We start from the raw sequence: 24,008 nt of genomic DNA, 5'->3' as shown, positions 1-24,008 counted from the left end.
ACTCAGCGGACATGCTGGCAGTTGTCGCACCAGTACAGGGAGCGGCCCTCCAGACTCGTCGTACTGACGGGGGTCGTACACCTCAGGCAGGGCTGACCGGCCCTGCGATAGACGTAGACCTCCCCACCGTGGGGATCGTCACGGGGCGGACGTTGCTGCACCTCTGGCGAGTGCTCCTCGGCGACGGTGTCGATGCGTCCCCGCTCGACGGCGACGGTCATGAGGTGCTGCAGGTCCTGCCACAGCGTCAGCCAGGTCGCCTCCTCGATCCGGTTCCCCGGGGTCATCGGGGGCACTCGGTGCCTGAACAGCACCTCGGCTCGGAAGATGTTGCCCACCCCGGCTGCGATCCTCTGGTCCATGAGCAGGGCTGCGATGGAGCGCCGCGAGCGTTGGATGCGCGCCAGCACCCGAAGCGGGTCGTCGTCAGGGCGCAACGGGTCGGGACCGCTGGCGTTGTGGACCTCGTCACGCTGCGTGGTGGTCACCGTGCGGCACCACTGCGGCCCGTGCAGGTCGGCCGCGACCCGGGTGTCACTGATCCTGAGCCGCACCTCCCCGACCGGGGCCGCCACGGGATGGATGCGCAGTTTCCCGATCAGTCCCAGGTGGATGTGGACGAGACGTGGTTCGGGGACCTCGAACTCGATGAACAGGTGCTTGCCGAGAGCCTCGGCACCGACCAGCACCTGCCCGTCGAGCCGGGCCGCCTCCTCGGCGAACCGCCCCTGCGGGGAGGTGACGGCGACCCGGTGGCCTGCCAGCTGTTCGTTGAAGGCGTGGGCCAGGCGGTGGATGACATGTCCCTCGGGCATTGGGACAGGGTACCGGGTCATTCCACGAGGGCGCGGATGTCCTCGGCGGTGATGGCCGAGGAACGGAACTCACCGGTGTCCACCACGGCATCGAAGAGCGTGCGTTTGCGCTGTTGCAGGGCCACCACCTTCTCCTCGATGGTGTCACCGGCCACCATCTTGTAGACGTTGACGCTGCGGGACTGGCCGATCCGGTGCGCACGGTCGACGGCCTGGTTCTCGGCCGCGGGGTTCCACCACGGATCGAGCACGAAGACGTAGTCGGCCTCGGTCAGGGTGAGACCGAACCCACCGGCCTTGAGCGAGATCAGGAAGACCGGGTCGGTACCCTCGCGGAACTGGTTGATCCTGGCCTGCCGATCCCGGGTCCGGCCGTCGAGGTAGACGTGGCCGATGCCCTCCTGTGCGAGTGTGTCGCGGACCAGACCGAGGAAGCCGGTGAAGGAGGAGAACACCAGGGCCCGATGTCCTTCGGCACTCAGCTCCCTCAGCTGCTCCAGGAGCGCAGTGATCTTCACCGAGTCCCCGACCGGCGAGTCCGGGTCGACCAGACGCGGGTCGAGCGCCAGCTGCCGCAGCCGGGTCAGTGCCCGGAAGATCGCCACCTTGTTGCGACCGAGGTCGTCCAGCATCCCCAGTACCCGCACGCGTTCCCTCGTCAGGTGCTGGTCGTAGATGCGACGGTGGGCAGGGTCCAGCTCCAGACCCAGCACCTGTTCGGTCTTGGGTGGGAGCTCCTGCACCACCTGTGCCTTGGTGCGGCGCAGCATGAAGGGGCGGATCCGTGACCGGAGCCTGAGCAGGGCCGCCGGGTCGCCGTCGTTCTCGATGGGGGAACGGTAACGCTCCGTGAAACCGACCGGACGTGGGAGCAGTCCGGGGGCCACCAGCGCGAACATCGACCACAGGTCGCCGAGTGAGTTCTCCAACGGGGTGCCGGTGATCGCCAGCGTGAAGGGGGCACCGATCCTCCCGACCACCTGGTGGGTGCGGGAGCGGTGATTCTTGACGAACTGGGCCTCGTCGAGCACCAGCCCGCGCCACGAGGTGCCCAGGTACTGCTCCTCCTCCAACCGCAGCAGGGTGTAGGAGGTGACCACGACGTGTGCCCCCCGGATCCCGTCGGCCAGGACCGAACCGCGTCGCACCCTCGTCGCACCGATGGTGACCACCCTCAGGTCGGGCGCGAACCGGGCGGCCTCCTCGGCCCAGGTGCCGACGACGCTGGCGGGGGCGACGACGAGCACGGGATGTCCATCGAGCTCACCTCGCTGTCGGGCCCGCTCCAGCAGTGCGATGGTCTGGAGGGTCTTGCCGAGGCCCATGTCGTCGGCCAGCACCCCGCCGAGCTCGGCATCCCACAACCTCGCCAGCCAGGAGAGGCCCTCGACCTGGTAGGGACGCAGTTCCGCCCGGAGCCCGGGTGGGGGTGTCTCCGTCGGGCTGTCGTCCACGGCGGCCATCAGTCCCTTGACCCGACTGCGCCAGCGCTTCGAGTGTCTCTCCCAGGTGGCGAGGTCCTCGAGTTCTGCCATCAACCCCAGCTGGTAGGGGCTGAGCCTCAGATCCTCGTCCGCCCCCGTGCCCGTCAGTTCCCGGGCCTCGTCGATGAGCGAGCGAAGATGGTTCAGCTGCGGGACGTCGAGGTCGAACCAGGTGCCATCAGCCAGCAGCATCGCGTCATCGCCACTGGTGAGCGCCCGGAGCAGGTCCGCGAGGGGGACCCGGTGTCCGGACACCCGGACCTCGATGTCGAGGTTGAACCAGTCACGGTCTCGGGTGTCCTGGGTGGCGAGACGTATCTCCGGGGACTCCTCGACACGACGGAAGGTTGTCTCCTCCCCACTGACCTCGACGGCCACGTCCGCCTCGAGGAGCACCGGGAGGTCGTCGGTGACGAACCGGGCCGCATCGATCCCGGTGAGTTCCTGCGACGGCACCAGGTCGTCCTCCTCGTCGACCAGCCCCGGTCGGGTGAGCAACGAGACGGCACGCCGAACCAGCACCCGTTCCTGTTGCCGGTCCCGGGGTGGACCGCCGACAGCGGATCTGAGGGGCACGTCCGCGCTGCAGGTCTTCGAGCGGTAGCGGAACCCCCACGTCAGTGACAGGCGGTGTCCGGGTCCGTGGGCCAGGTCCAGCAACAGCTGAGGGGTGGGCAGGTCCGCCGCGAGTTCGCCGTGGTCCGCCAGCAGACCCTCACCGACCAGGTTCGGCAGGTACATCAGCTGGAAACGTGGGATGTCCTCGACGGGGATCAGCAGCTCTGCCCGCGAGGTCAGGAAGCTGCGCAACGCCTCTGGTGGGGTCTCCTCCAACTGGGTCAGTCGGAGTCTGCCGCCGGGGGCCAGTTCCGCCACCCCGTGGGCCGGGGAGCCGAGGAGGAGACGTCGTCCCCCCTCGGGGAGGACACCGAGGGAACCGTCCGCGGTCAGACGCAACGCCCCGTCCTCGAGGGTGGTGGACTCCAACCAGATCCGTCCTGGGTCAGGTGCGAGGTCGACCGCTCGCAGCCCCTCTCCCGGCAGGAAGGGCAGCCCGACCGCCTGCAGACGACGCAACAGTGGCCACACCAGGGGTCCCAACTCCCCCAGTGTCAACCACGTCGCCGTGGCCTGGGAGGGCCCGGCGAGCCGGGCCAGTTGCTGCAACAAAACCAGTTGTCGCGGTTCCCAGTCGGTGTCGGGATACGGGGAGAGCAGCTCCGTCCAGGAGGCGCGGCTGCGCGCCCAGCCCCTCGTGGTTCCTGCCAGGGCTCGTAGTTGGATGACGTCCGCGCCCTCCCCACCGTCCCGGGTGGAGAACTCCAGTCCCAGCGCGGTCACGGTTCCCTCGGGTGGGGGTGGTGGCAACATCGCCGCCAGCACCGTCTCCCAGGCCCGTCCCTCGTCCTGGTCCCGGGCCTCCCGCGCGGCGAGCAGCGCGGCGACGGCATGCTTGCACCCGGAACCGATGGGGCAGGAGCAGGTGCTCTCCAGTCCGTACCGGTCCTGGCTGACCCGGGTGGTGTAGATGCGGTTCCCGGTGGTGCCGACCTTCGCGACCAGGTCGCCGCGCTCGTCGAATTCACTGGCCATGACGTGTCCGGCGACCATGTGGGTACGACCGCGCAGCAGTGCGGGCACCCCCCACTGCCGCTTGATGTCCTCGTCGGTGACCTGGGAGACCCAGTCCGTGACGTCACGACCCATGACGGTCAAGACTAATCCCATGCCGGGTCGACGACGATCCAGCCGTCCAGCAGCCCGACGGCCAGGGCACTGTCGGGCAGCGCCGCGAGGCCGCGCAACCTGACCCCGAGGTCATGGTGGGTCAGGTGCGTTCCGGTCCGGGGGTTCCAGAGATCGATGCCGCCGCTCTCGCTGCCGGTGGCGAGCCTGCCATCAGGCAGTACCGCGGCATCGCGGATGCCCTCGGCCGTGGCCAGGGTGCTGATCTCCTCCAGCGATTCGGCATCCAGCACCCTGAGCTGGCCCTCGTGATCGCCGACGGCGAGCCAGCCGGGTCCAGGCAGCAGCAGCCCCGTCAACACGGCCCCGTCCTTCGGCCGATGAGCGCGCAGCTCACCGGTGCGGGGGTCCCAGAGCGTGAGGTTCGTCGCATGACACACCACCAGCTGCGTCCCCTGCCCGGTGCGCACCCAGGCGACGCCTTCCGGGTCACAGTCGGGAAACCTGCGGCCGTACTCGGGGTCGGCATTGCCGATGGTCGCCACCATGCGCCCTGTGGCCGGATCCCACACGTCCACCTCGGCCCTGTCTCTCCGGCAGGCCACGCGGTGGCCGCCCGGTTCGGGGTGAAGCCACCAGTACCCCTCGACGTCGGTGGGCATCGAGCGGATCGGGGTCAGGGCGCGCGGCTCCCACCAGGCCATCTCACCGGCCTCATTGACAGTGAGCACCATCGCCCTCCCCCCGGGGCCGAGATGGACCACGGCCTCGGTGAACCCTCCTGACAGGGTACCGACGAGTTCCCCCGAGGCCACATCCCACAGGTCGTACTCGTCGTCGTCCACGAGCCAACCCTGCCCGGCGAGCCCCTGCAGGTCGCGGGTGGTCAGCAGCAGACCAGGGCCGTACCCCTCCGGCACGTGATGCAGCGGCGCCCCCGATCCCTCCCGACCGGTCAGCCCCGGTGTTCGATGGCCGAGCGCCTCATCGAGCTGCCACAATCGCACGCTGCCGTCCTCACAGGCCGCCGTCAGCAGTCCACCGTCGAGGACCACGACGCACTCGATCAGCCCCAGGTACCCGGTCGGAAATCCTCCGAGTTTCTCCCCGGCGAGGGGGTCCCAGAGCGTGACCGACGGGAACTTCGCGGTCCACAGGTCACTGACCGTGGAGATCACGCTCACCAGCCGCAACTCCCCACTGCCGGTCCTGAACCAGGTCAGCGCCGAGGTCTGGTTCTCCGGGTGCATGAGCACGTCACCGACGAATTCCCCAGTTGTCGGGTCCACCAGGACCACGCGCTCATCGAGGATCACGGCCAGCAGGTTCCCTCCCGAGCTGACAGGGAGCACGGTCATGGTCTCGGCGCAGTTCTCCGGGACGGCGATCGAGGTCCGGGCGGGCCTCCCGGTGGCCGCATCCCAGAACTGGATCGAGACCTCCTCCTCGCCGCTCGCCAGGACCACGAGCACAGATCGCCCTTCGAGTTCGCACACGCCGAGGTGGCCGAGTTCACCCGTGCCGTGGATCGGGTCCCCGACCCATTGCCTCGTCACGGCATCGACGGTGCACACGACGTCACGCCCCTGGCTGGTCCCCACGAGCGCCGAGATCCTCGGGTGAGTCCCGTCGCACCAGGCCACGAGTTCCCTCACCGCTGTGACGTCACCACGGACCACCACACCGAGCTGTTGCCCTGAGCACGGCTCCCAGAACCTGAGGGTGCCGTCGTCACCACCGGTCACCACGCACGCGGTGCCATCTGGTCGACGGAAGGAACTGACGGCCCGGATCGCCTTCTCGTGGCCCCTCAGGTGCGTGATCTGCTCCCCGCTGACCGGATCCCAGACCACCGCCACAGCGTCGGCACCTGCGCTGATCAACAGCTGTCTGCCATCCGGCAGGGCCGCGACGGCGAGGTCGGTCACCTGACCGGTGTGCCCGTCCAGGCGTCGGTGCGGGGTGCTCGGTTGTCGGCGGGCGATCCTCACCTCGAGACCGCTGGGGTTGATCACCTCCCAGAACCTACACTGCTGCCATGAGCAGCAGGGTGCCCCCGAGGGAGTTCGGCCGCGACGGGATCAGTGGCATCGTGGACCGGCACCGTGCCCTCAGGGCGCGACTGGTGCCCCGCCGTCGCCGCCGCTGAGCCCGGCCGGCCCCAGCTCCAGCAGCCTCACGAAACCCGCCTCGTCGAGGATCGGCAGCCCCAGTTCCTCCGCCTTGGCGGCCTTGCTCCCGGCGTTCTCCCCCACCACCACGAAGTTCGTCCTCCGACTGACCGACCCGGCGGCCTTCCCACCCCGCGCGAGGATCGCCTCCTTCGCGCCGTCGCGGGTGAACCCCTCCAGGCTGCCGGTCACCACGACGGTGAGCCCCGCCAAGGTCTGCATGTCGTCGGCGCTCCCGGCAGGCTCGTCGGTATCCGGGGCCTCCGGGAGCTCATCGGCCATCGTGACCCCCGCGGCTGCCCACGACTCGACGATGGCGACGTGCCAGTCCACCTCGAACCAGTCCTTGAGGGACTGGGCGATGACGGCCCCGACCCCCTCGGTGTCGGCCAATTCCTCCACGGAGGCCTCGCGGATCCGCTCGATGCTGCCGAACCTGCTCGCCAGGGCTCGGGCCGCGGTGGGACCGACGTTGCGGATCGACAGAGCGACCAGCACCCGCCACAGCGGCTGCTGCTTGACCGCCTCCAGGTTCTCGAGCAGCTTCCACCCGGTCGCGTTGACCCCACCGGAACGCGACGAGTACACCGAGGTCCGCACCAGGTCGTCGGCGGTCAGAGTGAACAGTCCACCCTCGTCGATGAGCAGCCCGGACTCCAGCAGGTCGCGGGCCCCGACCGCCCCCAGTGCCTCGATGTCGAAGGCCCCCCGGGCCGCCAGGGCGAACAGGCGTTCCCGTAGTTGGCTCGGGCAGCTGCGGGCATTGGGACAACGCAGGTCCTTGTCACCAAGGCGTTGCTGCACCAGTTTCGTGCCGCAGGAGGGACAGTGGGTGGCCATGACGAAGTCCCGTTCGGTGCCGTCACGGAGTGAGACCACCGGGGCGAGGATCTCCGGGATCACGTCTCCCGCCTTGCGGAGCACCACGACATCGCCGACCCTCACCCCCTTGCGCACCACCTCGTGGGCGTTGTGGAGGGTGGCCATCGCGACGGTGGAGCCCGCCACGAGAACCGGCTCCATCATCCCGAACGGGGTGCAGCGGCCGGTACGGCCCCCACCGATACGGATGTCGAGCAGCCGGGTGTGGACCTCTTCGGGCGGGTACTTGTAGGCGATCGCCCACCGTGGCGCCCGCGACGTCGCACCCAGCCGGAGCTGTTCGCTGCGGGCGTCCACCTTGATGACCACGCCGTCGATCTCGTGGCTGGCGTCGTGGCGGTGATCGCCGTGATGGGTCACGTAGGCCAGCACCTCCTCGGGGGAGTGGACCACGCGGGTCGCCTCACTGACCGGCAGCCCCCACACCGCCAGCGCCTCGTAGGCGGCACTCTGGGAGGGGAACTCCTTCCCCTCGACCGCCCCGATGCCGTGGGCGATCATCCTCAAGGGCCGTGACGCGGTGACCCGGGGGTCCTTCTGCCGAAGCGATCCCGCTGCGGCGTTGCGGGGGTTGGCGAAGCGGTTCTGCCCGGCCACCTCGAGCGCCTCGTTCAGCTCCGTGAAGGCCTGGGTCGGGAAGAAGACCTCACCTCGTACCTCCAGCAGTGTGGGTACGTCCCTCCCCTGCAGACGGTGGGGGATGCCCGCGATGGTGGCGACGTTGGCGGTGATGTCCTCACCGACTCGACCATCCCCTCGGGTGGCAGCCACCTCGAGACGTCCGTCGACGTAGCGCAGGTTCACCGCCAGGCCGTCGATCTTGAGCTCGCACAGATAACTTTCGGCCGGAATCCTGGCGAGCCATCCGGCCAGTTCTTCGGGGTTGAAGACGTTGTCCAGACTCAGCATCCGTTGCCGGTGTTCCACCGGTGCGAAGTCCGTGGTGCGGGCGAAGGCCACCCGGGACGTGGCCGAGGTCTCGCTTCTCAGCCCCGGATGATCGGCCTCCAACGCTTGGAGCTCACGCAGCTTCTCGTCGTAGGCGGCATCGGAGAGAATCGGTTCGGCACTGCCGTAGTAGGCATCGCTGGCGGCCAGGAGCTCCTGGTTGAGCTCCTGCCACCGGGTCGCAGGGTTGGTCATGGATTCATGCTCGCACAGAGCGTCTGTTCCCGTCGTCGGGGTGCGCGCGTTACAGTACAAGTGTTCAGGAAATGACTGATCTCAAGAAGCGAAGGTGTTCATGGCAACCGCCAATATCACGCGAGAAGAAGCAGCTGCCCGTTCAGAGCTGGTGAAGGCCAAGGCCTACCGGGTCACCGTCGACGTCACTGGGGATGGCGTGGAGGACAAGGAGCACAACTTCCTTTCCCGCACGGAGTTCGACTTCGCGTCGAAGTCCGGCACCACCCACCTCGATGTCATTGCCGACGAGATCCGTCTGGCCACCCTCGACGGGGTCGCTCTGCCGCTGGAGGGCTACGACGGCTACCGACTGCCGTTGCCGAACCTCACCGAGGGGGACCACACCGTCGTCGTCGAGGCCACGGGGCGTTTCTCCCACACCGGGGAGGGGCTCCACCGGTTCGTCGACACCGACGGCAAGGTGTACCTGTACTCCCAGTTCGAGACCGCCGATGCCCGCCGGATGTATGCGACATTCGAGCAGCCCGACCAGAAGGCCACGTTCCAGTTGACGGTGCTGGCCCCTGCCCACTGGGCGGTGTTCTCCAACTCCCCGAGCGTGGCCGGGGTCCCGGTCCGCGACGGGGTGGCCCGGTTCGAGTTCGCCCCGACCCCGGTGATGTCGACCTACATCACCGCTCTGGTGGCGGGCGAGTACCACGTCGTCAAGGGCGAGATCACCTCCGTCAAGGGGGTGCTCCCCGCCAGCGTGGCGTGCCGTGCGGCGATGGCGGAGTTCCTCGACGCCGAGAACATCCTCACCACCACCCAGCGTGGTTTCGAGGTCTTCGAGACCGCCTTCGGTGTGCCGTACGCCTTCGACTCCTACGACCAGATCTTCGTGCCGGAGTTCAACTTCGGTGCGATGGAGAACGCGGGCTGCGTCACCTTCCGTGACCAGTACGTGTTCCGTTCCCGCGTGACGGCCCGTGAGCTGGAGGCCCGCGACAACACGATCCTCCATGAATTGGCCCACATGTGGTTCGGTGACATGGTGACCATGCGCTGGTGGGACGACCTGTGGCTGAACGAGTCGTTCGCCGAGTGGGCGAGCCACTTCGCCGCCGACGAGATCGCGAGGAGGCACGCAACCGGTGCCCACCCGTGGGTGTCGTTCTCCAATGAGCGCAAGGGGTGGGCCTACCTGCAGGACCAGTTGTCCACCACCCACCCGATCGCCGCGGACATGAGCGACCTGGAGAAGGTGGAGCAGAACTTCGACGGCATCACCTACGCCAAGGGCGCCTCGGTGCTGAAGCTGCTCGTCTCCTTCGTCGGCATCGACGCCTTCCTCACAGGGGTTGGCCAGTACTTCACCAAGCACGCGTTCGGCAACACCACGTTGTCCGACCTGCTGACCGAGCTCCAGGCCGCCTCGGGCAAGGACCTGTCCTGGTTCGCCTCACAGTGGCTGGCCACCAGTGGGGTCAACACGTTGCGTGCCGAGTTCGAGGTGGATGAGAAGGGCACCTTCACCCGCTTCGCGATCGTGCAGAGTGCCCCGGAGGCACACCCGACGCTGCGCACCCACCGGTTGGGGATCGGCATCTACGCCGCCCGGGAGACCGGACTGGAGCGCATCGACTACGTGGAGATCGACGTCCGCGGTGAACGCACGGAGGTGCCGGAGCTCGTCGGGCACGCCCGTGGCGATGTCGTGCTGCTCAACGACGGTGACCTCACCTTCGCGAAGGTGAGGCTCGACGACGCCTCCCGCGCCGCTCTGGTGAACCACATCAACCAGTTGCGTGACCCGTTGGCCCGCGCCATCACCTGGTCCCTGTTCTGGGACTCGGTCCGTGACGCCGAGGTGGCCCCGCAGGAGTTGGTCTCCCTGGCGTTGGCCGGTGTCGGTTCGGAGCAGGACATGGCGGCGGTCACCACTGTGCTCACCCAGGCCGCGGCCTGCAGCAATCGCTTCACCGCCCCGGAACTGCGTGAACAGGCAGGTGCCCGGCTCGTCGCCGGGCTGGCCGGGCTGCTCAAGGATGCCGAGCCGGGTTCGGATGCCCAGCTCATCATCGCGAAGACCCTGATCAGCACCTCCCGCAGCGCCGACGCCCTGGAACTCATCAAGGGCTGGCTGAGTGGCGAGGAGGTGCCGACCGACCTGGCCGTGGACACCGACCTCAGGTGGCGGATCGTCGCTGCCCTGGCCCGCGCCGGGGTCTTCGGCGAGGAGGAGATCGCCGCCGAACTGGAGCGTGACAACACCAACTCCGGTGCCGAGCATGCCGCTGGTGCCAGGGCCGGGATGCCGACGGCTCAGGCGAAGACCGCTGCCTGGCAGCGCGCCACCGCGGATCCGGATGTGCCGAACGAGACCCACCGCAGCATCGCCTCCGGCTTCATGCACTACGGTCAGGAGGAGGTGCTGGCCCCGTACGTGGACGCCTACGCCGACCTGCTGAACGCGATCTCGCAGCGCAAGGACGGCTGGGATGCCCGAGGCTACGCGGCGATCGACACGGTGCTGCGCTGGCTGTTCCCCGAGCCCCTGGTCACGGCCGAGGTCACGGCGAGGTTCCGTCGTTACCTGGCGGAGGGGGAGCCGAGCGAGCAGGTGCGGCGCCTGCTGAGCGAGCGACTCGACGAGGCCGAACGCAGCCTGCGGGTGCAGGAACGAAGCCGCGGCTGACGAGGCGGAAGGAACACCGTGAAGCATCTGCTCAGCATCGCTGATCTGAGCACCTCTGAGATCACCTCACTCCTGGAGCTGGCCGAGCGGATGCACCGGCTCCAGGGGGAGCGGGTCAAGAAACTGCCCGATCTCAAGGGCCGCACCGTGGTCAACCTCTTCTTCGAGGACTCCACCCGCACACGCAGTTCCTTCGAGATCGCCGCGAAGTGGTTGTCCGCCGATGCCATCAACATGTCCGCCAAGGGCTCATCGGTGTCCAAGGGAGAGTCACTGAGGGACACGCTGCTCACCCTCGACGCGATGGGGGTGGATGCCATCGTGATGCGCCATCCCGGCTCCGGCACCGTCGCCCAGGCGGCGGGTTGGGTGCGGGCCTCAATGGTCAACGCCGGGGACGGCACCCACGAGCACCCGACCCAGGCCCTGCTGGATGCGCACGCCATGCTGCGCCACTTCCACTCCCACGACCAGGGCGACCTGGCGGGCAAACTGGTGGCGATCACCGGGGACCTGCTCCACTCCCGCGTGGCGCGTTCGAACGTGCTGCTGCTGCAACGACTGGGGGCCGACGTGGTGCTCGTGGCCCCGCAGACCCTGATGCCTCCCGCCGTCGGGACGTGGGGGGTGAGGGTCGTCACCGACATCGACGAGGTGATCGCGGATGCGGACGTGATGATGATGCTCCGGGTGCAGCGGGAACGGATGGCACACGGCTACTTCCCCTCCGAGCAGGAGTACATCGAGGCCTACGGATTGACCGTGCCACGTCTGGCGAGGCTGAAACCGCACGCGGCGATCGCCCATCCCGGCCCGATGAACCGAGGGTTGGAGATCAGCTCCGCAGCTGCTGATGATGCTCGCTCCATCGTCTTGGACCAGGTCTCGGCCGGGGTGGCCGTCCGCATGAGCGTCCTCCACCATCTCCTCACCGACCACTGAAGGAGCAACCGTGTCCAGTTACACCATCACCTCGGTCACCCTGCCCGACGACACGGTCACCGATCTGTTCGTCGAGGGTGGTCGTTTCGTTGCGGAGCGTCCCGCAGGGGCCGAGGTCATCGATGCCGACGGGCTGCGGGCGCTGCCTGGCCTGGTGGATCTCCACGTGCACCTGAGGGAGCCCGGCCGGGAGGACGCGGAGACGGTGGCCTCCGGCTCCCTGGCCGCCGCCCGGGGGGGCTTCACGGCGGTGTTCGCGATGGCCAACACCGAACCGGTGACCGACACCGCGGAGACCGCTGAGCGGGTCCTCGACCTCGGGACCACCGCCGGGAACTGCCAGGTGTTCCCGATCGGGGCCATCACCAAGGGCCTGGCGGGCAGGGAGCTGGCGGAGATGCTGCTCATGCACCGCTCACGCGCAGGGGTCAACGTGTTCTCCGACGACGGTGCCTGCGTCATGGATGCCGGCCTGATGCGTCGCGCCTTCGAGTGGGTGAAACCCTTCGACGGGGTGCTGGCGCAACACTCCCAGGACGCCTCCTTGGCAGGGCCGAGCGCCTGCTGCCACGAGGGTGAGCTCTCGGGCAGGCTCGGACTGCCGGGCTGGCCGCCGGTGGCCGAGTCGGTCATCATCGCCCGCGACGCTGCGCTGGCCGAGGCCACCGGGGCGAGGCTGCACGTGTGTCACATCTCCACCGCCGAGGGGGTGGACGTGGTGCGGTGGGCGAAGAAGCGGGGGGTGCGGATCACGGCCGAGGCCACCCCGCACCACATCTACCTGGACACCTCGAACCTGAGTGGCTACGACACCACCTTCAAGGTCAATCCCCCGCTGCGCACGAGTGAGCACATCGAGGCGGTGCGTGACGCCCTGACCGACGGCACCATCGACATCATCGCCACCGACCACGCGCCGCACGCCCCGCAGGACAAGGATCACGCCTTCGTCGATGCCCGACCCGGGATGCTCGGCCTGGAGCAGGCCCTGGCGGTGGTGCAGGAGGTGATGGTGGATTCCGGCCGTCTCACCTGGGCCGAGGTGGCGCAGCGGATGAGTCACGCCCCGGCCCGGATCGGGAAGGCCGCAGGGCAGGGCCGCCCACTCGCCGTCGGGGAGCCCGCCAATGTGGTGCTGCTCGATCCCAGCCGCCGCGCCGTCGTGGATCGTGGCACCACCGCGTCCCGCAGCCACAACAACCCCTACCACGGTCGTGATCTGCCGGACCCGGTGGAGCTGACCATGTGGCAGGGCCGTATCACCCATCGACGGTGAGCACCGGATGGGCGGCTGTCCGTGGGGAACCTGGGTCGGGATGGACTGGCCCTGCTTCGTGCGGGTGTTCAACCCTGCGAAAGCCCACGACGACTCCCCGGTCCGGTGGGCTGAGCTCTCCCCCGGGGTCGATCTGGCCCGGGCGAGCTGGGAGTCGCTGACGGGTCGTCGCTGGCAGAGCGACAACCCCGGTTCCTTCCCGGTGCATGAGCCCGACGAGGGGGCCGATTCCCACAACTCCCGGGTGCCGCTGATGCAGGTTCTGTTGGAGCGGGCCACGGGGGCGGTGAGTGTCGGGCAGTGGGACGGGTACTGCCTCCCCCGGCCCGAGGGGTCGCGGCACGTGGTCATCAACGGTGGTCACCGGGGCTACTTCGTGGTCGAGGTCACCCCGGAGCTGGGCCGGGCCCTGACGGAGCCCGCCGATCCTCCGGTGCTGCCGAACCGGGTGTGGGATGAGGGCGGCACCTTCCTGGTGGATGCTGACACCGATCTGCCCAGCATCATCGTCGGCTGCACGGCGCAGATCGCGGCGGCCATCGAGGCGGAGCCCCGTCTGGAGTGTGTCCGGGTCAACCCCCACGATCCGATCCAGGTGTGAGATGCTGCAGTGCGCCAACTCCCTCATCTCGTTGTTGCGTGTGTACGGCCTCGAGGAGAACTCGGGGTCGCGGGCAGTCAGTTTCTCAGGACCACTCGAGGGCAGTTTCTTCACCGCCACCATCCCCTTCACGCTGGATGGAGGTCTGGAGGCAGCGCAGCAGGCCCTCGAGGTTGCCGAGGCGACTGGCCGTCAGCAATGGTGTTGGGCGCGCGCGCCGGGTCGGCCACGTCGTTGCACTGTTGGCGTCTCGGGTTTCAACAGGCCCCTTCCGTGGCTTTCATGACTGCGGCATCCTCATCAGTCCACCAGCGGGACGACGGTTCCGGCAGCGACGGCGTCGAGGTCACGGCGGTCACGGACAGCATGTCGTACCAGATGTTCCGCAGGGTCCACCTGGCGCAGCGCGCAGGCTCCACACCCTCGGCAGATCGAGCAGCGCCGTCCCAGGGTGTCGTGGTCTCCCGGATGGACCAGATCCGTACCCAGGTCGGTCATGCCCTCGAGGAGGGACACCTCGTCTTCGCCGCTGACGAGGTGAGGATCGAGCATGAGGCCCTCACCCGACGTGCGTGGTGCCGCACCGGGATCACCACGGTCCTCGAGGTCGACCGGACACGTCGGTCCCAGTCCTACATCGGGTTCCTCGACCACACTGACGGCAGCGTCTCGACAACGGAGCAGGCGCAGTGACACCTGAACCGCGCCCCGAATGTCAAAGCAGAAGTTTTGACGGGGACACCAGCCCCCTGGCCAAGCTGTCCACTCGTTTCAACACCGTCGGGATGCGATGCGGGCCTGACATGGAGGCCACCACGGCTGCGGCCCAGGCATCACTGATTCCTCCCGCCGCTGTGACATACAGGGGTCGAGTGGCGCTGCCCCGGATGACCTGCACAGCATGGGTGGCCGTGCGGAAAGGGGTCTTCGCAACACCGATGACAGGGATTCCCAGGGCACGGGCAGCGTGGAGGCCGAGCCCCGGGCGGCCCTGCGGATCCAACGTGGCGTAGCCATCAACGATCAGGAGCCCAACGCGCGGGGCCAGCTCCAGGACAGCGCGAATACATGGAAGTTCTCGCTTGTAGAGCGCTCCCGGCTCGTAGGGAGCGACTTCCAGGATGTCGGCGACATGTTCGAAGAGCAGCGTCGAGAAGGAGGGATCATCGCCCACCACGAGTGCCGCCCGGGCCGCTCCGTGATCGTCGTAGTGGACATCGACGGCGCCCACCGGATCAGTGAACTCGACACCATCATCATCGGTCATCGTTCCTCCTTGTGACCTGTCGCGACGCTGAAACGCCAGCCCAACTCGTCGGGCTCTGCGGCCGACTCGGTCAGCGTGAGAAGAGCTGTGAACACCATCCTCACACATCTGCGTCGGAACTGCTACATGTTTCTCGGACAGTGATGCAGGGGGTCGGCGAAGTCGTGTTCATGGTGGGTTGACTAGGTGTTTTGTAGCTTCGCTGGGTGTCTGAGGGCGGTGGGCGGTACCGGTTGTGGGGCCGTGGGTGAGGCGGATGAGACTGATCGTGAGGTTGCGGAGGGTGTCCATGCACAGACTCTGGAGGCCCTCCACCCAGACTTCCAGCACCACCACACCCGACACGCCAAATTCGGACTCACTCATCTAGACTTGGGAAATGGGCAACGGCAAGTTGAACAATGATGTCTATGAAGCTGAGCTGACCCACCTGCAGTACGAGCTGGTGGAGATGCAGGAATGGGTGAAGGACACGGGAGCGCGCATCGTCGTGCTCTTCGAGGGACGCGATGCAGCGGGCAAGGGTGGAGCGATCAAACGCATCACCGAGTACCTGAACCCGCGCGTCGCGCGCATCGTTGCTCTGCCCACCCCGACGGAGCGGCAGCGCACCCAGTGGTACTTCCAGCGATACATCGAGCATCTTCCTGCGGCAGGTGAGATCCGGTTGTTCGACCGGTCCTGGTACAACCGCGCCGGGGTCGAGAAGGTGATGGGTTACTGCACCCCGGCGGAGCACGTCCGCTTCCTGCGCCAGTGTCCCCAGTTCGAGCAGATGCTGATCGAGGACGGTATCCTGCTGCGCAAGTACTGGTTCTCCGTCTCCGACAAGGAACAGGAGAAGAGGTTCCGCTCCCGTATGACCGATCCGATGCGACGCTGGAAGCTCTCGCCGACGGATCTCGAGTCACTCACCCGTTGGGAGGAGTACTCACGGGCGAAGGATGAGATGTTCGTGCACACCGATGTTCCCGGCAACCGCTGGCACGTGGTCGAGGCCGAGAACAAGAAACGGGCGCGGATCAACATGATCGCCCATCTGCTGAGTTCGATCCCCTACGAGCACGTCGACCGGCCCAAGATCCAGCTGCCGGAACGGCCGCCGTCCACGGGCTACGTGCGCACCGCACGCGAGCTGCAGGACGAGGTTCCCGATGTGGCCGGGACACTCGGCGCCCACAGGAAGAAAGCAGCCCACTACGTCGACCCGGAGGATACCGAGGATGAGGACGCCACGGTGAAGCGGATCCCCTCGTAGGCTCCGAACTCCCACGCGACGGCGACCCGACCGTCAGGCAGTGCCTGGCACACCGAATAGGCGGCGGGGCCGGGATCGACGGTGTGAGGTTCTCCCCAGTCGCCGGGACGGCCGACGCGGAGCACCAGGTTCCTGCGGGCGGACCAGTCCGGGCCGGAGTGGGTACCTCGGCCACCAGTCGGGTCGGGAAGGGTGAATGCCTCGCCCGGTACGCCGTCAGGATGCACGAGCGTGCAGGCGAGTTGTCCGTCGGGGAGGGCGGTGAGGCCACCGTTGCAGCCGGGATCCGGGAGGTCTGGCTGCGGCGCGTCGAAGGTCTCCCCGCCGTCCGAGGAGAACGCCACGAGACGATGCGGCCTCGCGCGTGAGTGCAGCACGAGACGGCCGTCGGGGAGCTCAACGCACTTCGACTCGTCGGCTCCCGCCACCGCCTCGCCCAGTCGCCACGTCTGCCCGTGGTCGTCGGAGAGAGCCAGTGCCGCGACACGCCCGTCACCTCCTGCCTCGCGAAACACGAAGGGCTGGGCGAGGCGCCCGCTCGAGAGACGGATCCCGTTGCCGGAGGTGGGGAACAGGCTCCCTGCCCAGTCCGGCCAGATCTCACCGGAACGGTCATCGTGAGCCCAGGTGAGGCCGCCGTCCGAGGAACGGGCGAGCCACACCTGCCATCCCTGCCCGGGACGTGAGTCATCCCAGAACGAGAGCCCACGGGAGCCGACGTACCAGCACAACACCTCGTCGCCATCCACGATGAAACTCGCATCACCGCACCCCCAACCGGGTTCGGGGGATCGTAACCAGCGCGGGGGCGACCAGTTCGCCGCAGCATCGTCCGCATGACGGATGGCCATGCCATTGACGCCGGGCAGATCCAGCGCTGAGGCCCGCACATCGTAGGCCAACAGCATCCGCTCCCCCATGACTGCGAGCGCCGGAATGCGGTAACAGGGCGAATCGGTGGCGGCCCCAGCCATGGGTTCGCCCGAACGCGCGATGATCATCAACCCAGCCTACTCATCACACCTCGTCACCGACCGTATCGAGGACCGCAGGCCTCGACACTCGGGAATCCCGACAACCAACGCCGGGGTGCACCACCACCGCTGCGAACAACCTCCGTGCCCCTCGGCAGCACTCAGGGGTCCCCAGACCTCGGTGTGGTCCTCCTCGTTGTCATACGGCTCGTGGAACAGTGCAGTCCTGACGAGACGCGACACGGGCTGTTCATCCGCTGGTCGAACCGTCCGTGTCGAGAACCCACGACCGATCCCGGTGATCCCGAATCCCGGCACCCTGCGGCATGAGGCCTCGATGACTGTCACCGCGTTCCCCATCTTCGCTCGATGACCAGTGGGTGACCGACGAGCTGGCCGAAGGCCAGAATCCCACCGGCTCGCTCGACCCCCAGCTGGGTGAGCCAGTACCGGTCCACCAGGCCGCCCGCCACCACCCCGGCCAGGCCCAGCTCGGCCGTGGCCAGCGCAAGCTGCTGCATGACGGCCCCCGCCTCCAGCAGGGCGAAACGACCGCCACGCTCGCCGTACTTCCTGGTCAAACGCTCGGGGAAGAGCACCGCGACCACCATCGCGGCCGGGGTCCCCGTCACGGAGACGTTGATCCGGTGCGTGGCCTCCTCCCACGCCGGGGCCGGATCAGGTAGCTCCACCAGGCCGTGATCGACGGCGTCGTAGTAGGCCATGCGTGCTCTCGGCCGCCACTGCACCAGGAACAGCTCCACCGCGTACGAGGCCCCTGCCGAGGGGAAGCTGCGGTGCTCCTCCCCGCCCCAGGCCCGGCAGGAGGCCAGCAGACGCGACAGCTCCTTGTCGCTCAGCGGCCGGTCGGAAAACTCCCGGGTGCTGTGACGCCGAGCCGCAACGCGGTCCACGGCACCACGCCTGACCTCTGGCAGCGGCGTCGGAACGGTGGAGTACTCGAGCCTCAGTGGTCTGCCCTCGGTGTCGAAGGCCGCCATCTGCTGCGCGAACTCGGTCAGGTTGTGGGCATCAATGCTGGAGGCCTGCCAGAAGTCTCCGAAGAACCGGGTCACGACGCGTTCCCACCCCCACCAGCAGGCTCACCGCCCTGCCTCCGGGGCGGCACCCCAGTCATCACCTTGATGAGGATTTGCCCCTCACGGGTACGGATCAACAGCATCAACGTGCCCACCGCGACGGCGACCACAGCGGCTGATCCCAGGTAGATGTGGAGCACAACAGTTCCCACACTTCCACTGGTCTCCATGAGATCGATGATCCCCGCAACAGCAAAGGCCTCGAGGGAACCGAACACATACATCACCAGCGTGAAACCCATCCCCACCCAGAACCAGGCATGGGGACGCAGCACCGCGCCCAAGGCCTGGTGGGCCGCCCAGCTCAGCAGGATACCGAGGACCAACAGCAGGATGATCTCCCCGCCAAACCCCGACAACACTGCGCACAGCAGGAACGGCACGATCAGCAACCACGGGGCGAGCAGCCCCGGGAGCGCCCCGCCGCAGATCGCGAACCAGTGCAACCCACGACACCGCCCGGCCACCACGGCAGCACCTGCCCCGATGATGCTCCGGTGGCCACCGCGCCACGGAACTCCCCTGCGTCGCACCGGGTCCGGACCGCTCTCATGACAGTCTCATTCCTGACCTCGGGAAGGCCCTCACTCATCGCTGGCGGGCTGCTCGGTGTGCGGCGGTTCGGGCGACACCCCGGCCAGCTCTTCGACGAAGGTCCGGGAGTTGGCACTGCTGCGATTCACGATCAGCCCTCTGCCCATCACGATGGCCAGCACCACCGCCAGCAGCACGTAGCCGTAGAACACCGGCCACCCGTGAGGCAGATCACCGGTTGCGAAGCTGGCAAGGACGTGGAACATGACAAAGGCTTCCACGAATCCGAGCACCAGCACCGACAACAAAGCAGCCAGGCCCGCACGCATCGGGTGACGGCGCCCCAGCAGCAACGGCAGGATGAGGTAACCCACGCAGATCAACACCAGCCCGAGCCCCAGCAGTTCGAGGAACCCGATCGAGGTCGGGAGCCGGAACGTGAAGGCCACACAGATCGGCAGGATGACCAGCCAGGGAGCAATGACCCCGAGGAACACAGCCGCGGCCCTCCTCACCGCGGACATCGGGCGACGCCGCCCCGCCACCACGGCAGCACCTGCCCCGACGATGCTCGCGGTGGCCGCGGTCGTCACACAGCAGCAGCAACAACAACACGAACAGCAGGTCGGTGTGGCCACCGCGCCACGGAACTCCCCTGCGTCGAACTGGGTCCGGACCGCTCTCATGGTGGCATCATCCCAGAGGATGGGGCATCCGGTTGGGAAACACGGATTCCTGAACCCGCTCGGGGTAACGACCGGGCAGCATCTCCTCGACCCCGCCACACAGTGGCCAGTCCTCGTGGGCGTAGATCTGGGCGACATCCGGAGACAGGGTCTTCACCACGTGCAGTCCTGCCTGGATCGCATCGATGGTGGTGATGTCGCGATAGAGGACCCGAATCCCTGCCCGGGCCAGGGACTGCCGGGCCGTCTCCAGCGGGTCCGCTCCCAGCTCCCGCACCGGGAGGGGGTGCAGGGTCCCGTCGTGCCGCAGGATCGGCAGACGCGGCCAGAGCTGCGGGTTGCGGGTGTAGAACATGGCATGGTGATCGAAACTTCGCACCTGCCTGTACTCGGTCAATTCGCTGACATCGACGAACTCGCCGTAGACCCCGGCGAACAACACCCCTTGGGTCCACTCCAGGAAGGCCTTCTCGGCAGCCGCCTCCCAGCTCGTGCGGCAGGCCACCCCGAGCGAGAACCGCCAGGTACCGCGCTTGGGGATGCCGCCCATCACCGCGGCGACGGGGAACGGGCTGTAGACAGGAGTCAGGTCGAACAGCGTGAACTCTCCGCCGAGTCTGCTCACCTCTGCGACATGCTGCTGGATCGGCGCGACGGCCCGGCCGGGAAGACCGTGGAGCCAGGTCGTCATGAGGGCGTCACGTTCGATCAACTCGAGCAGTCCCCGCAGCAACGCCTCCCTCGCGGTGGGCGCGGCGGCCAGACCCGAGGAGGTCGGCATACCGGTGTGATGGGGGTCCTGCAGGGTCACGAAGGGCTGCGGCACCCACCACGGCGAGTTGTCCTGCAGGTCGTACGCGATGGCGTAAGGGCACTCATCGTCGAACAGCGAGCCGTGCGGGAAGGCCGGGTCGGCCCGCTGTTCAGGGGTGAACAGCGCGAACTCCTCCACATCGACCCGGTTGGGTGCGGGAGTCTCCCGGCGTGGCCGCATCGGCAGGACCGCCTGCGCGGAACTGGCCCGCTCGATGCTCTCCCCGATGGCCGCGAGCCTCGCACCCTCCTCATCGCGAGCCACTCCCCCGGCCGCGCTCTCCCACGGTGCATCCACCACCTTGGGCACACCGTAGTGGATGATCCCCTCGACATCGGCCATCGAGAGCTGCGCCCGCTGTGGCTGCAGCACCAGACCGTGCCGATTGCCCACCGCTCCTTCCATGAGGAGACGGCTCAGCGCTTCAGCCATCGCTGCTGGCACCGCCGGAATCGACGTGGGTCCGGACAGCGTTCATGACGGGATCACACCTTGGTTCTCGAAGTCCTGGCAGTAGGAACAGATCGGCACCGTCAACAGCCGTTCGCTGACCACACGTCGCTGTTCCAGGTCCCATGCGATGGTTCGGCCCACCAGTGCGGTGTCCCCCGCCAGGACCCGCCCCACCTCCGTGCTGAGCAGGGCCGAGACCAGCTGACCGAACTCGGTGACCACCGCCGGTTGCGGGGCGGGTCGATGATCCCCCCACCGTTCCTGCAGCCGACCGTAGAGGCAACCGATGCAGGGGGTCTCGTGGGGGATCACCAACGGGCCGATCGAGACCGTGTGATGGAACGAGATGTCGGCATACAGGTGCACCCGTTCCAGTTCCCGGACCTGCTCCAGGATCTCCCGGTGCGTCGAACGATGACGCACGACGACCACCAGATCGGCCCCGGCCACTTCCCTCCTCTCGAGGACGAGATGTCGCCCGATCTCGACGGGCACCGGATCTCCCAGCAGCGCAACCGTACCGCTCCTCGTCTCCAGCACGGGTCCGATCACCCCGGCGCTGCGGAGCTGCTCGAACTCCCCGATCTCCACGGCGGGAACCTCGTCCCGGGTGATCCCCTCCCCTGCCGACAGGCGTCGTGCCACCGTGGATGCCTCCAGCAGGTAGCGGGCGTCATCACCACCGTGCAGCTCGTAGTCCTCACCGACAGGGGTGATCCGCCATGCGGGCGACAACCGGTAGAGCGCCATGTCAGGAGTCTAATGACACCGCTCGGGGTTCAGCCGGACGGACCGATGGCTGACCCGGCCCCTGACATCGACACTCGACCCCCGTGGAGTGGGGGCTCAGGCCTCGTGATCCCCACCCCCGTCTCCTGCCGGACGGGCTCGTTCCACCCGGACCCGGCACAGGGTCTTGAGGCCGCTCCGCCAGGCACGACGTTGCAGCCGGGTGAGGTCCTGCGTCGTCGCCGTCCCCGGGAGGACCAGCATGGGCGAGACCCCCTGGTCGACGTGCTTCACCGCCTCGGCACAGGTGTCGATGACCTTCTCCGGGTCGACCCCGTGACCGGGCAGGGACACCGCCTGCAGATTCTGGTTGTACAGGCCGTGACGGGCCACCTCAGCGGCCAGCTCCAGCCAGTCCTGACGCGTCGGCAGCACGATCTTGGACCGTGTGAACAACTCGGCGACCTTCTTCGTCCTGGGAAGCCGGTCCTGCTCCAGGTACTTGTCGAAATACTCCCCGGTCGCATAGGTGCTGCGTTCGAAACCCTCGAACGTCGTCCTTCGTTCCTTGGCCAGCCTGCACGAGGCCCACAGTGCGTGGTACGTGATGACCCGGAAGTACATGTCGGTGAAGTCACGGCACTCATCGGAACCATGACGGATGGACTCCCGAGTGAGACAGCCGTGCAGGTTCACCTGTCCCAGACCGATCGCATGACCCATGGTGGTGCCACGATCCACACTCGGCACGCAGCCGAGATCGGATTGATCCGAGACCGCGGTCAGTACCCGGACCGCGGTCTCCACCGTCCGCCCGAGGTCCGGGGACTCCAGGGCCGCGGCGATGTCGAGTGAACCCAGCGGGCAGCTGATGTCCTTGCCCACCACACAACTGCTCAGATCCTCGTTGTGGTGTGAGGACGTGGCCACCTGGAGAATCCGGGCATCGGCGTCGGACATCGTCACCCATCCCCGGATCGGGTTGTCCCGGTTCACCGCGTCCTCGAACACCAGGTAGGGCCAGCCACTTTCGAGCTGCAGCTTGGCCACGGCCTCGAAGAACTCCCTGGCCTTGATCGTGGTCTTGCGGATGCGGTCGTCGGCGACCAACTCGTGGTACCTCCTGGAGACCTCGATCTCGCTGAGGGGAACCCCGTGGACCCGCGCCACGTCGTGGGGACTGAACAGCTGCATCTCCTGGTCGTCGTGTGCCAACTCGAAGGTGATGTCAGGGACCACCACACCGAGGGACAGGTTCTCGAGGCAGGTTCTCCCGTCCGTCCCGGCCCGTCCGGCCTCCAGGAAGGAGAGGATCTCAGGGTGATGGGCGTGCAGGCAGACGGCGCCCGCCCCCGGGGCTCCGGCGCAGGCGAACGAGTCCTCCAGCAGCCTCATCACAGGGATGATCCCCGTTGAGCTGCTCTCAGCGGCTCTGGGGGGTGCCCCGACCTCACGGACGTTGGTGAGGGACAGGGCAACCACACCACCTCGCCCCGACAGCTGGAGCGATGAGTTGACGGCCCACGCGATGGATTCCAGGGTGTCCTCGACACGCAGCAGGATGCAGGGCATGAGCTCGCCTCGGGAAACCCGACCGACGTTCAGGAACATGGTTGCATCGGGGTGGAAACGCCCTGAGAGGATCTCGTCGACGATCTGTTCGGCGAGACAGCGATCCCCGGCGGCCAGGCTCAGTGCCACCATGCACACCCGGTCCTCGAATCGTTCCGGGCATCCGGCGCCTTGGAGGGTGCTCGGCGCGTCGCAGGTGTGGTGCGTGACCTCCACCCCGGGTCCTCTGGCGCTGGCCCGCCGGAACAGGGACTCGATGAACTCGAGGTCGTAGCGATCGAACACGCGGGGATCGTGGTGCCCCTCCTCGATGAGGCGATCGAGCGTCTCCTCCGGCGAAGGGACGATGACGGTGTCGCGGTCGGTGTGATCCCGGTGAGTGTCCTGCACCTCATCGGCAGGAAGCCCCGAGGCACAGGCGTGGCCAGGACGTTCTCCGGCCACGGGGACGACCGCACCGGCTTCCCTGGTCAGCAGCGTGGTCATTCAACGACACGGCTGAGGGTAGGTCTGCCGGGATGTTCTGGTGAACGTCTCGTCCCGGACCGACCCGGGACGTGCCGGGTTGTCCTGTTCTGCGGGCTGGACGGCAGCGTGTGGAGTCTGCCCGTCATGGTGCTCGACATGCTTGCTCCTCGAAGCGTGGGCCTCACGGGTGGAACACCTGTCGTGCACCTGGCCTTCCCGCGAGACCCTGGGTCGAATACCGGGTTTCCCCGGCGCTGGCAGGTATTCGGACTCGAGGGCGGACGCCTGTGGCGTGGTCCTACTGGGCGAAGCTTCCCAGCCCGAAGGCCAGTGCTGTGTCTCGCCGGTCGTTCCCTCTCACCGCTGCGGGGCAGTCCCGGATTCCCACCGGGTTCCCTGTTGCCTCATGTCCCGGACACGTCGTGGTGTGATCGAGCGCATGAACCAGCGCTTTTGATGCTAACGGCCCCGGC

Annotated in this window: 18 protein-coding genes and 1 riboswitch; of the genes, 6 read left to right on the top strand and 12 right to left on the bottom strand. The window is 67.6% G+C overall.

The window, feature by feature from the left end; translation table 11 throughout:
• Nucleotides 1-2 precede the first annotated feature (2 nt).
• From EII34_RS00520 to ligA, 4 genes are all read right to left on the bottom strand, one after another.
• Complete coding sequence (locus tag EII34_RS00520) at nucleotides 3-815, bottom strand: Fpg/Nei family DNA glycosylase (protein ID WP_124841703.1); 813 nt, start codon at nucleotides 813-815, stop codon at nucleotides 3-5.
• A gap of 17 nt (nucleotides 816-832) precedes the next feature.
• Nucleotides 833-4,006 carry a DEAD/DEAH box helicase gene (locus EII34_RS00515; RefSeq protein ID WP_185711097.1) on the bottom strand — a complete coding sequence of 1,058 codons (3,174 nt, stop codon included), beginning with the start codon at nucleotides 4,004-4,006 and terminating at the stop codon, nucleotides 833-835.
• 11 nt (nucleotides 4,007-4,017) lie between these two features.
• Complete coding sequence (locus tag EII34_RS00510; RefSeq protein ID WP_124841699.1) at nucleotides 4,018-6,000, bottom strand: WD40 repeat domain-containing protein; 1,983 nt, start codon at nucleotides 5,998-6,000, stop codon at nucleotides 4,018-4,020.
• 96 nt (nucleotides 6,001-6,096) lie between these two features.
• Nucleotides 6,097-8,181: an NAD-dependent DNA ligase LigA gene (gene ligA, locus EII34_RS00505; protein ID WP_124841697.1), complete on the bottom strand. Its 2,085-nt coding sequence runs from the start codon at nucleotides 8,179-8,181 to the stop codon at nucleotides 6,097-6,099.
• A gap of 100 nt (nucleotides 8,182-8,281) precedes the next feature.
• Here ligA and pepN point away from each other — a divergent pair, with 100 nt between their 5' ends.
• The 5 genes from pepN to EII34_RS00480 all read left to right on the top strand — a co-directional run bounded on the left by pepN (nucleotide 8,282) and on the right by EII34_RS00480 (nucleotide 14,373).
• Entirely contained in the window at nucleotides 8,282-10,861 is a 2,580-nt protein-coding gene (pepN, locus tag EII34_RS00500) for an aminopeptidase N (protein ID WP_124841695.1), read from the top strand.
• Nucleotides 10,862-10,879: 18 nt separating this feature from the next.
• A complete protein-coding gene (locus tag EII34_RS00495) occupies nucleotides 10,880-11,803 on the top strand; it encodes an aspartate carbamoyltransferase catalytic subunit (RefSeq protein ID WP_124841693.1) in 924 nt (307 codons plus the stop codon).
• Nucleotides 11,804-11,813: 10 nt separating this feature from the next.
• A complete protein-coding gene (locus EII34_RS00490; protein WP_124841691.1) occupies nucleotides 11,814-13,079 on the top strand; it encodes a dihydroorotase in 1,266 nt (421 codons plus the stop codon).
• Nucleotides 13,080-13,119: 40 nt separating this feature from the next.
• Complete coding sequence (locus EII34_RS00485) at nucleotides 13,120-13,680, top strand: hypothetical protein (protein ID WP_185711096.1); 561 nt, start codon at nucleotides 13,120-13,122, stop codon at nucleotides 13,678-13,680.
• Between the two features lie 282 nt (nucleotides 13,681-13,962).
• Nucleotides 13,963-14,373, top strand: coding sequence for a hypothetical protein (locus EII34_RS00480; protein WP_124841687.1), 411 nt, complete (start codon nucleotides 13,963-13,965; stop codon nucleotides 14,371-14,373).
• Between the two features lie 22 nt (nucleotides 14,374-14,395).
• Here EII34_RS00480 and EII34_RS00475 read toward each other — a convergent pair whose 3' ends face one another.
• The gene (locus EII34_RS00475; RefSeq protein WP_124841685.1) at nucleotides 14,396-14,947 is read right to left on the bottom strand and encodes an endonuclease V; all 552 of its coding nucleotides are present in this window, start codon (nucleotides 14,945-14,947) and stop codon (nucleotides 14,396-14,398) included.
• 379 nt (nucleotides 14,948-15,326) lie between these two features.
• On the opposite strand from EII34_RS00475, the gene ppk2 reads away from it, so the two are divergent.
• Nucleotides 15,327-16,205 carry a polyphosphate kinase 2 gene (ppk2, locus tag EII34_RS00470; RefSeq protein WP_185711095.1) on the top strand — a complete coding sequence of 293 codons (879 nt, stop codon included), beginning with the start codon at nucleotides 15,327-15,329 and terminating at the stop codon, nucleotides 16,203-16,205.
• Here ppk2 and EII34_RS00465 read toward each other — a convergent pair.
• The 7 genes from EII34_RS00465 to EII34_RS00435 all read right to left on the bottom strand — a co-directional run bounded on the left by EII34_RS00465 (nucleotide 16,145) and on the right by EII34_RS00435 (nucleotide 23,553).
• Complete coding sequence (locus EII34_RS00465) at nucleotides 16,145-17,206, bottom strand: sialidase family protein (protein ID WP_124841683.1); 1,062 nt, start codon at nucleotides 17,204-17,206, stop codon at nucleotides 16,145-16,147. The two genes, ppk2 and EII34_RS00465, sit on opposite strands and share 61 nt — an antisense overlap.
• Nucleotides 17,207-17,523: 317 nt before the next feature.
• Nucleotides 17,524-18,255 (bottom strand): SagB/ThcOx family dehydrogenase, encoded by a 732-nt coding sequence (locus tag EII34_RS00460; protein WP_124841681.1) that lies wholly within the window; start codon nucleotides 18,253-18,255, stop codon nucleotides 17,524-17,526.
• Nucleotides 18,252-18,812 carry a hypothetical protein gene (locus tag EII34_RS00455; RefSeq protein WP_124841679.1) on the bottom strand — a complete coding sequence of 187 codons (561 nt, stop codon included), beginning with the start codon at nucleotides 18,810-18,812 and terminating at the stop codon, nucleotides 18,252-18,254. The genes EII34_RS00460 and EII34_RS00455 overlap by 4 nt, the downstream gene beginning before the upstream one ends.
• Before the next feature lie 51 nt (nucleotides 18,813-18,863).
• Complete coding sequence (locus EII34_RS00450) at nucleotides 18,864-19,499, bottom strand: hypothetical protein (RefSeq protein WP_124841677.1); 636 nt, start codon at nucleotides 19,497-19,499, stop codon at nucleotides 18,864-18,866.
• Nucleotides 19,500-19,506: 7 nt separating this feature from the next.
• The gene (locus EII34_RS00445; protein WP_124841675.1) at nucleotides 19,507-20,745 is read right to left on the bottom strand and encodes a YcaO-like family protein; all 1,239 of its coding nucleotides are present in this window, start codon (nucleotides 20,743-20,745) and stop codon (nucleotides 19,507-19,509) included.
• Nucleotides 20,746-20,787: 42 nt separating this feature from the next.
• The gene (locus EII34_RS00440; protein WP_124841673.1) at nucleotides 20,788-21,516 is read right to left on the bottom strand and encodes a TOMM precursor leader peptide-binding protein; all 729 of its coding nucleotides are present in this window, start codon (nucleotides 21,514-21,516) and stop codon (nucleotides 20,788-20,790) included.
• 96 nt (nucleotides 21,517-21,612) lie between these two features.
• Nucleotides 21,613-23,553 (bottom strand): ribonucleotide-diphosphate reductase subunit alpha, encoded by a 1,941-nt coding sequence (locus tag EII34_RS00435; protein WP_124841671.1) that lies wholly within the window; start codon nucleotides 23,551-23,553, stop codon nucleotides 21,613-21,615.
• A gap of 221 nt (nucleotides 23,554-23,774) precedes the next feature.
• A riboswitch (cobalamin riboswitch) is annotated at nucleotides 23,775-23,999 on the bottom strand.
• Nucleotides 24,000-24,008: the final 9 nt, after the last annotated feature.

The sequence above is a fragment of the Arachnia propionica genome (assembly GCF_003859805.1).
Lineage (GTDB): Bacteria > Actinomycetota > Actinomycetes > Propionibacteriales > Propionibacteriaceae > Arachnia > Arachnia propionica_C.
This window is presented reverse-complemented; position numbering and strand designations above follow the sequence as displayed.

Excerpts from the sequence above, each read along its gene's own strand:
- ligA (WP_124841697.1), bottom strand. The coding sequence starts at position 8,181 with ATGACCAACCCTGCGACCCGGTGGCAGGAGCTCAACCAGGAGCTCCTG.
- EII34_RS00435 (WP_124841671.1), bottom strand. The coding sequence starts at position 23,553 with ATGACCACGCTGCTGACCAGGGAAGCCGGTGCGGTCGTCCCCGTGGCC.
- EII34_RS00520 (WP_124841703.1), bottom strand. The coding sequence starts at position 815 with ATGCCCGAGGGACATGTCATCCACCGCCTGGCCCACGCCTTCAACGAA.
- EII34_RS00485 (WP_185711096.1), top strand. The coding sequence starts at position 13,120 with ATGGACTGGCCCTGCTTCGTGCGGGTGTTCAACCCTGCGAAAGCCCAC.
- EII34_RS00480 (WP_124841687.1), top strand. The coding sequence starts at position 13,963 with ATGACTGCGGCATCCTCATCAGTCCACCAGCGGGACGACGGTTCCGGC.
- EII34_RS00445 (WP_124841675.1), bottom strand. The coding sequence starts at position 20,745 with ATGGCTGAAGCGCTGAGCCGTCTCCTCATGGAAGGAGCGGTGGGCAAT.
- EII34_RS00515 (WP_185711097.1), bottom strand. The coding sequence starts at position 4,006 with ATGGGTCGTGACGTCACGGACTGGGTCTCCCAGGTCACCGACGAGGAC.
- EII34_RS00475 (WP_124841685.1), bottom strand. The coding sequence starts at position 14,947 with ATGACCGATGATGATGGTGTCGAGTTCACTGATCCGGTGGGCGCCGTC.
- ppk2 (WP_185711095.1), top strand. The coding sequence starts at position 15,327 with ATGGGCAACGGCAAGTTGAACAATGATGTCTATGAAGCTGAGCTGACC.
- EII34_RS00440 (WP_124841673.1), bottom strand. The coding sequence starts at position 21,516 with ATGGCGCTCTACCGGTTGTCGCCCGCATGGCGGATCACCCCTGTCGGT.
- EII34_RS00450 (WP_124841677.1), bottom strand. The coding sequence starts at position 19,499 with ATGAGAGCGGTCCGGACCCAGTTCGACGCAGGGGAGTTCCGTGGCGCG.
- EII34_RS00465 (WP_124841683.1), bottom strand. The coding sequence starts at position 17,206 with ATGATCATCGCGCGTTCGGGCGAACCCATGGCTGGGGCCGCCACCGAT.
- pepN (WP_124841695.1), top strand. The coding sequence starts at position 8,282 with ATGGCAACCGCCAATATCACGCGAGAAGAAGCAGCTGCCCGTTCAGAG.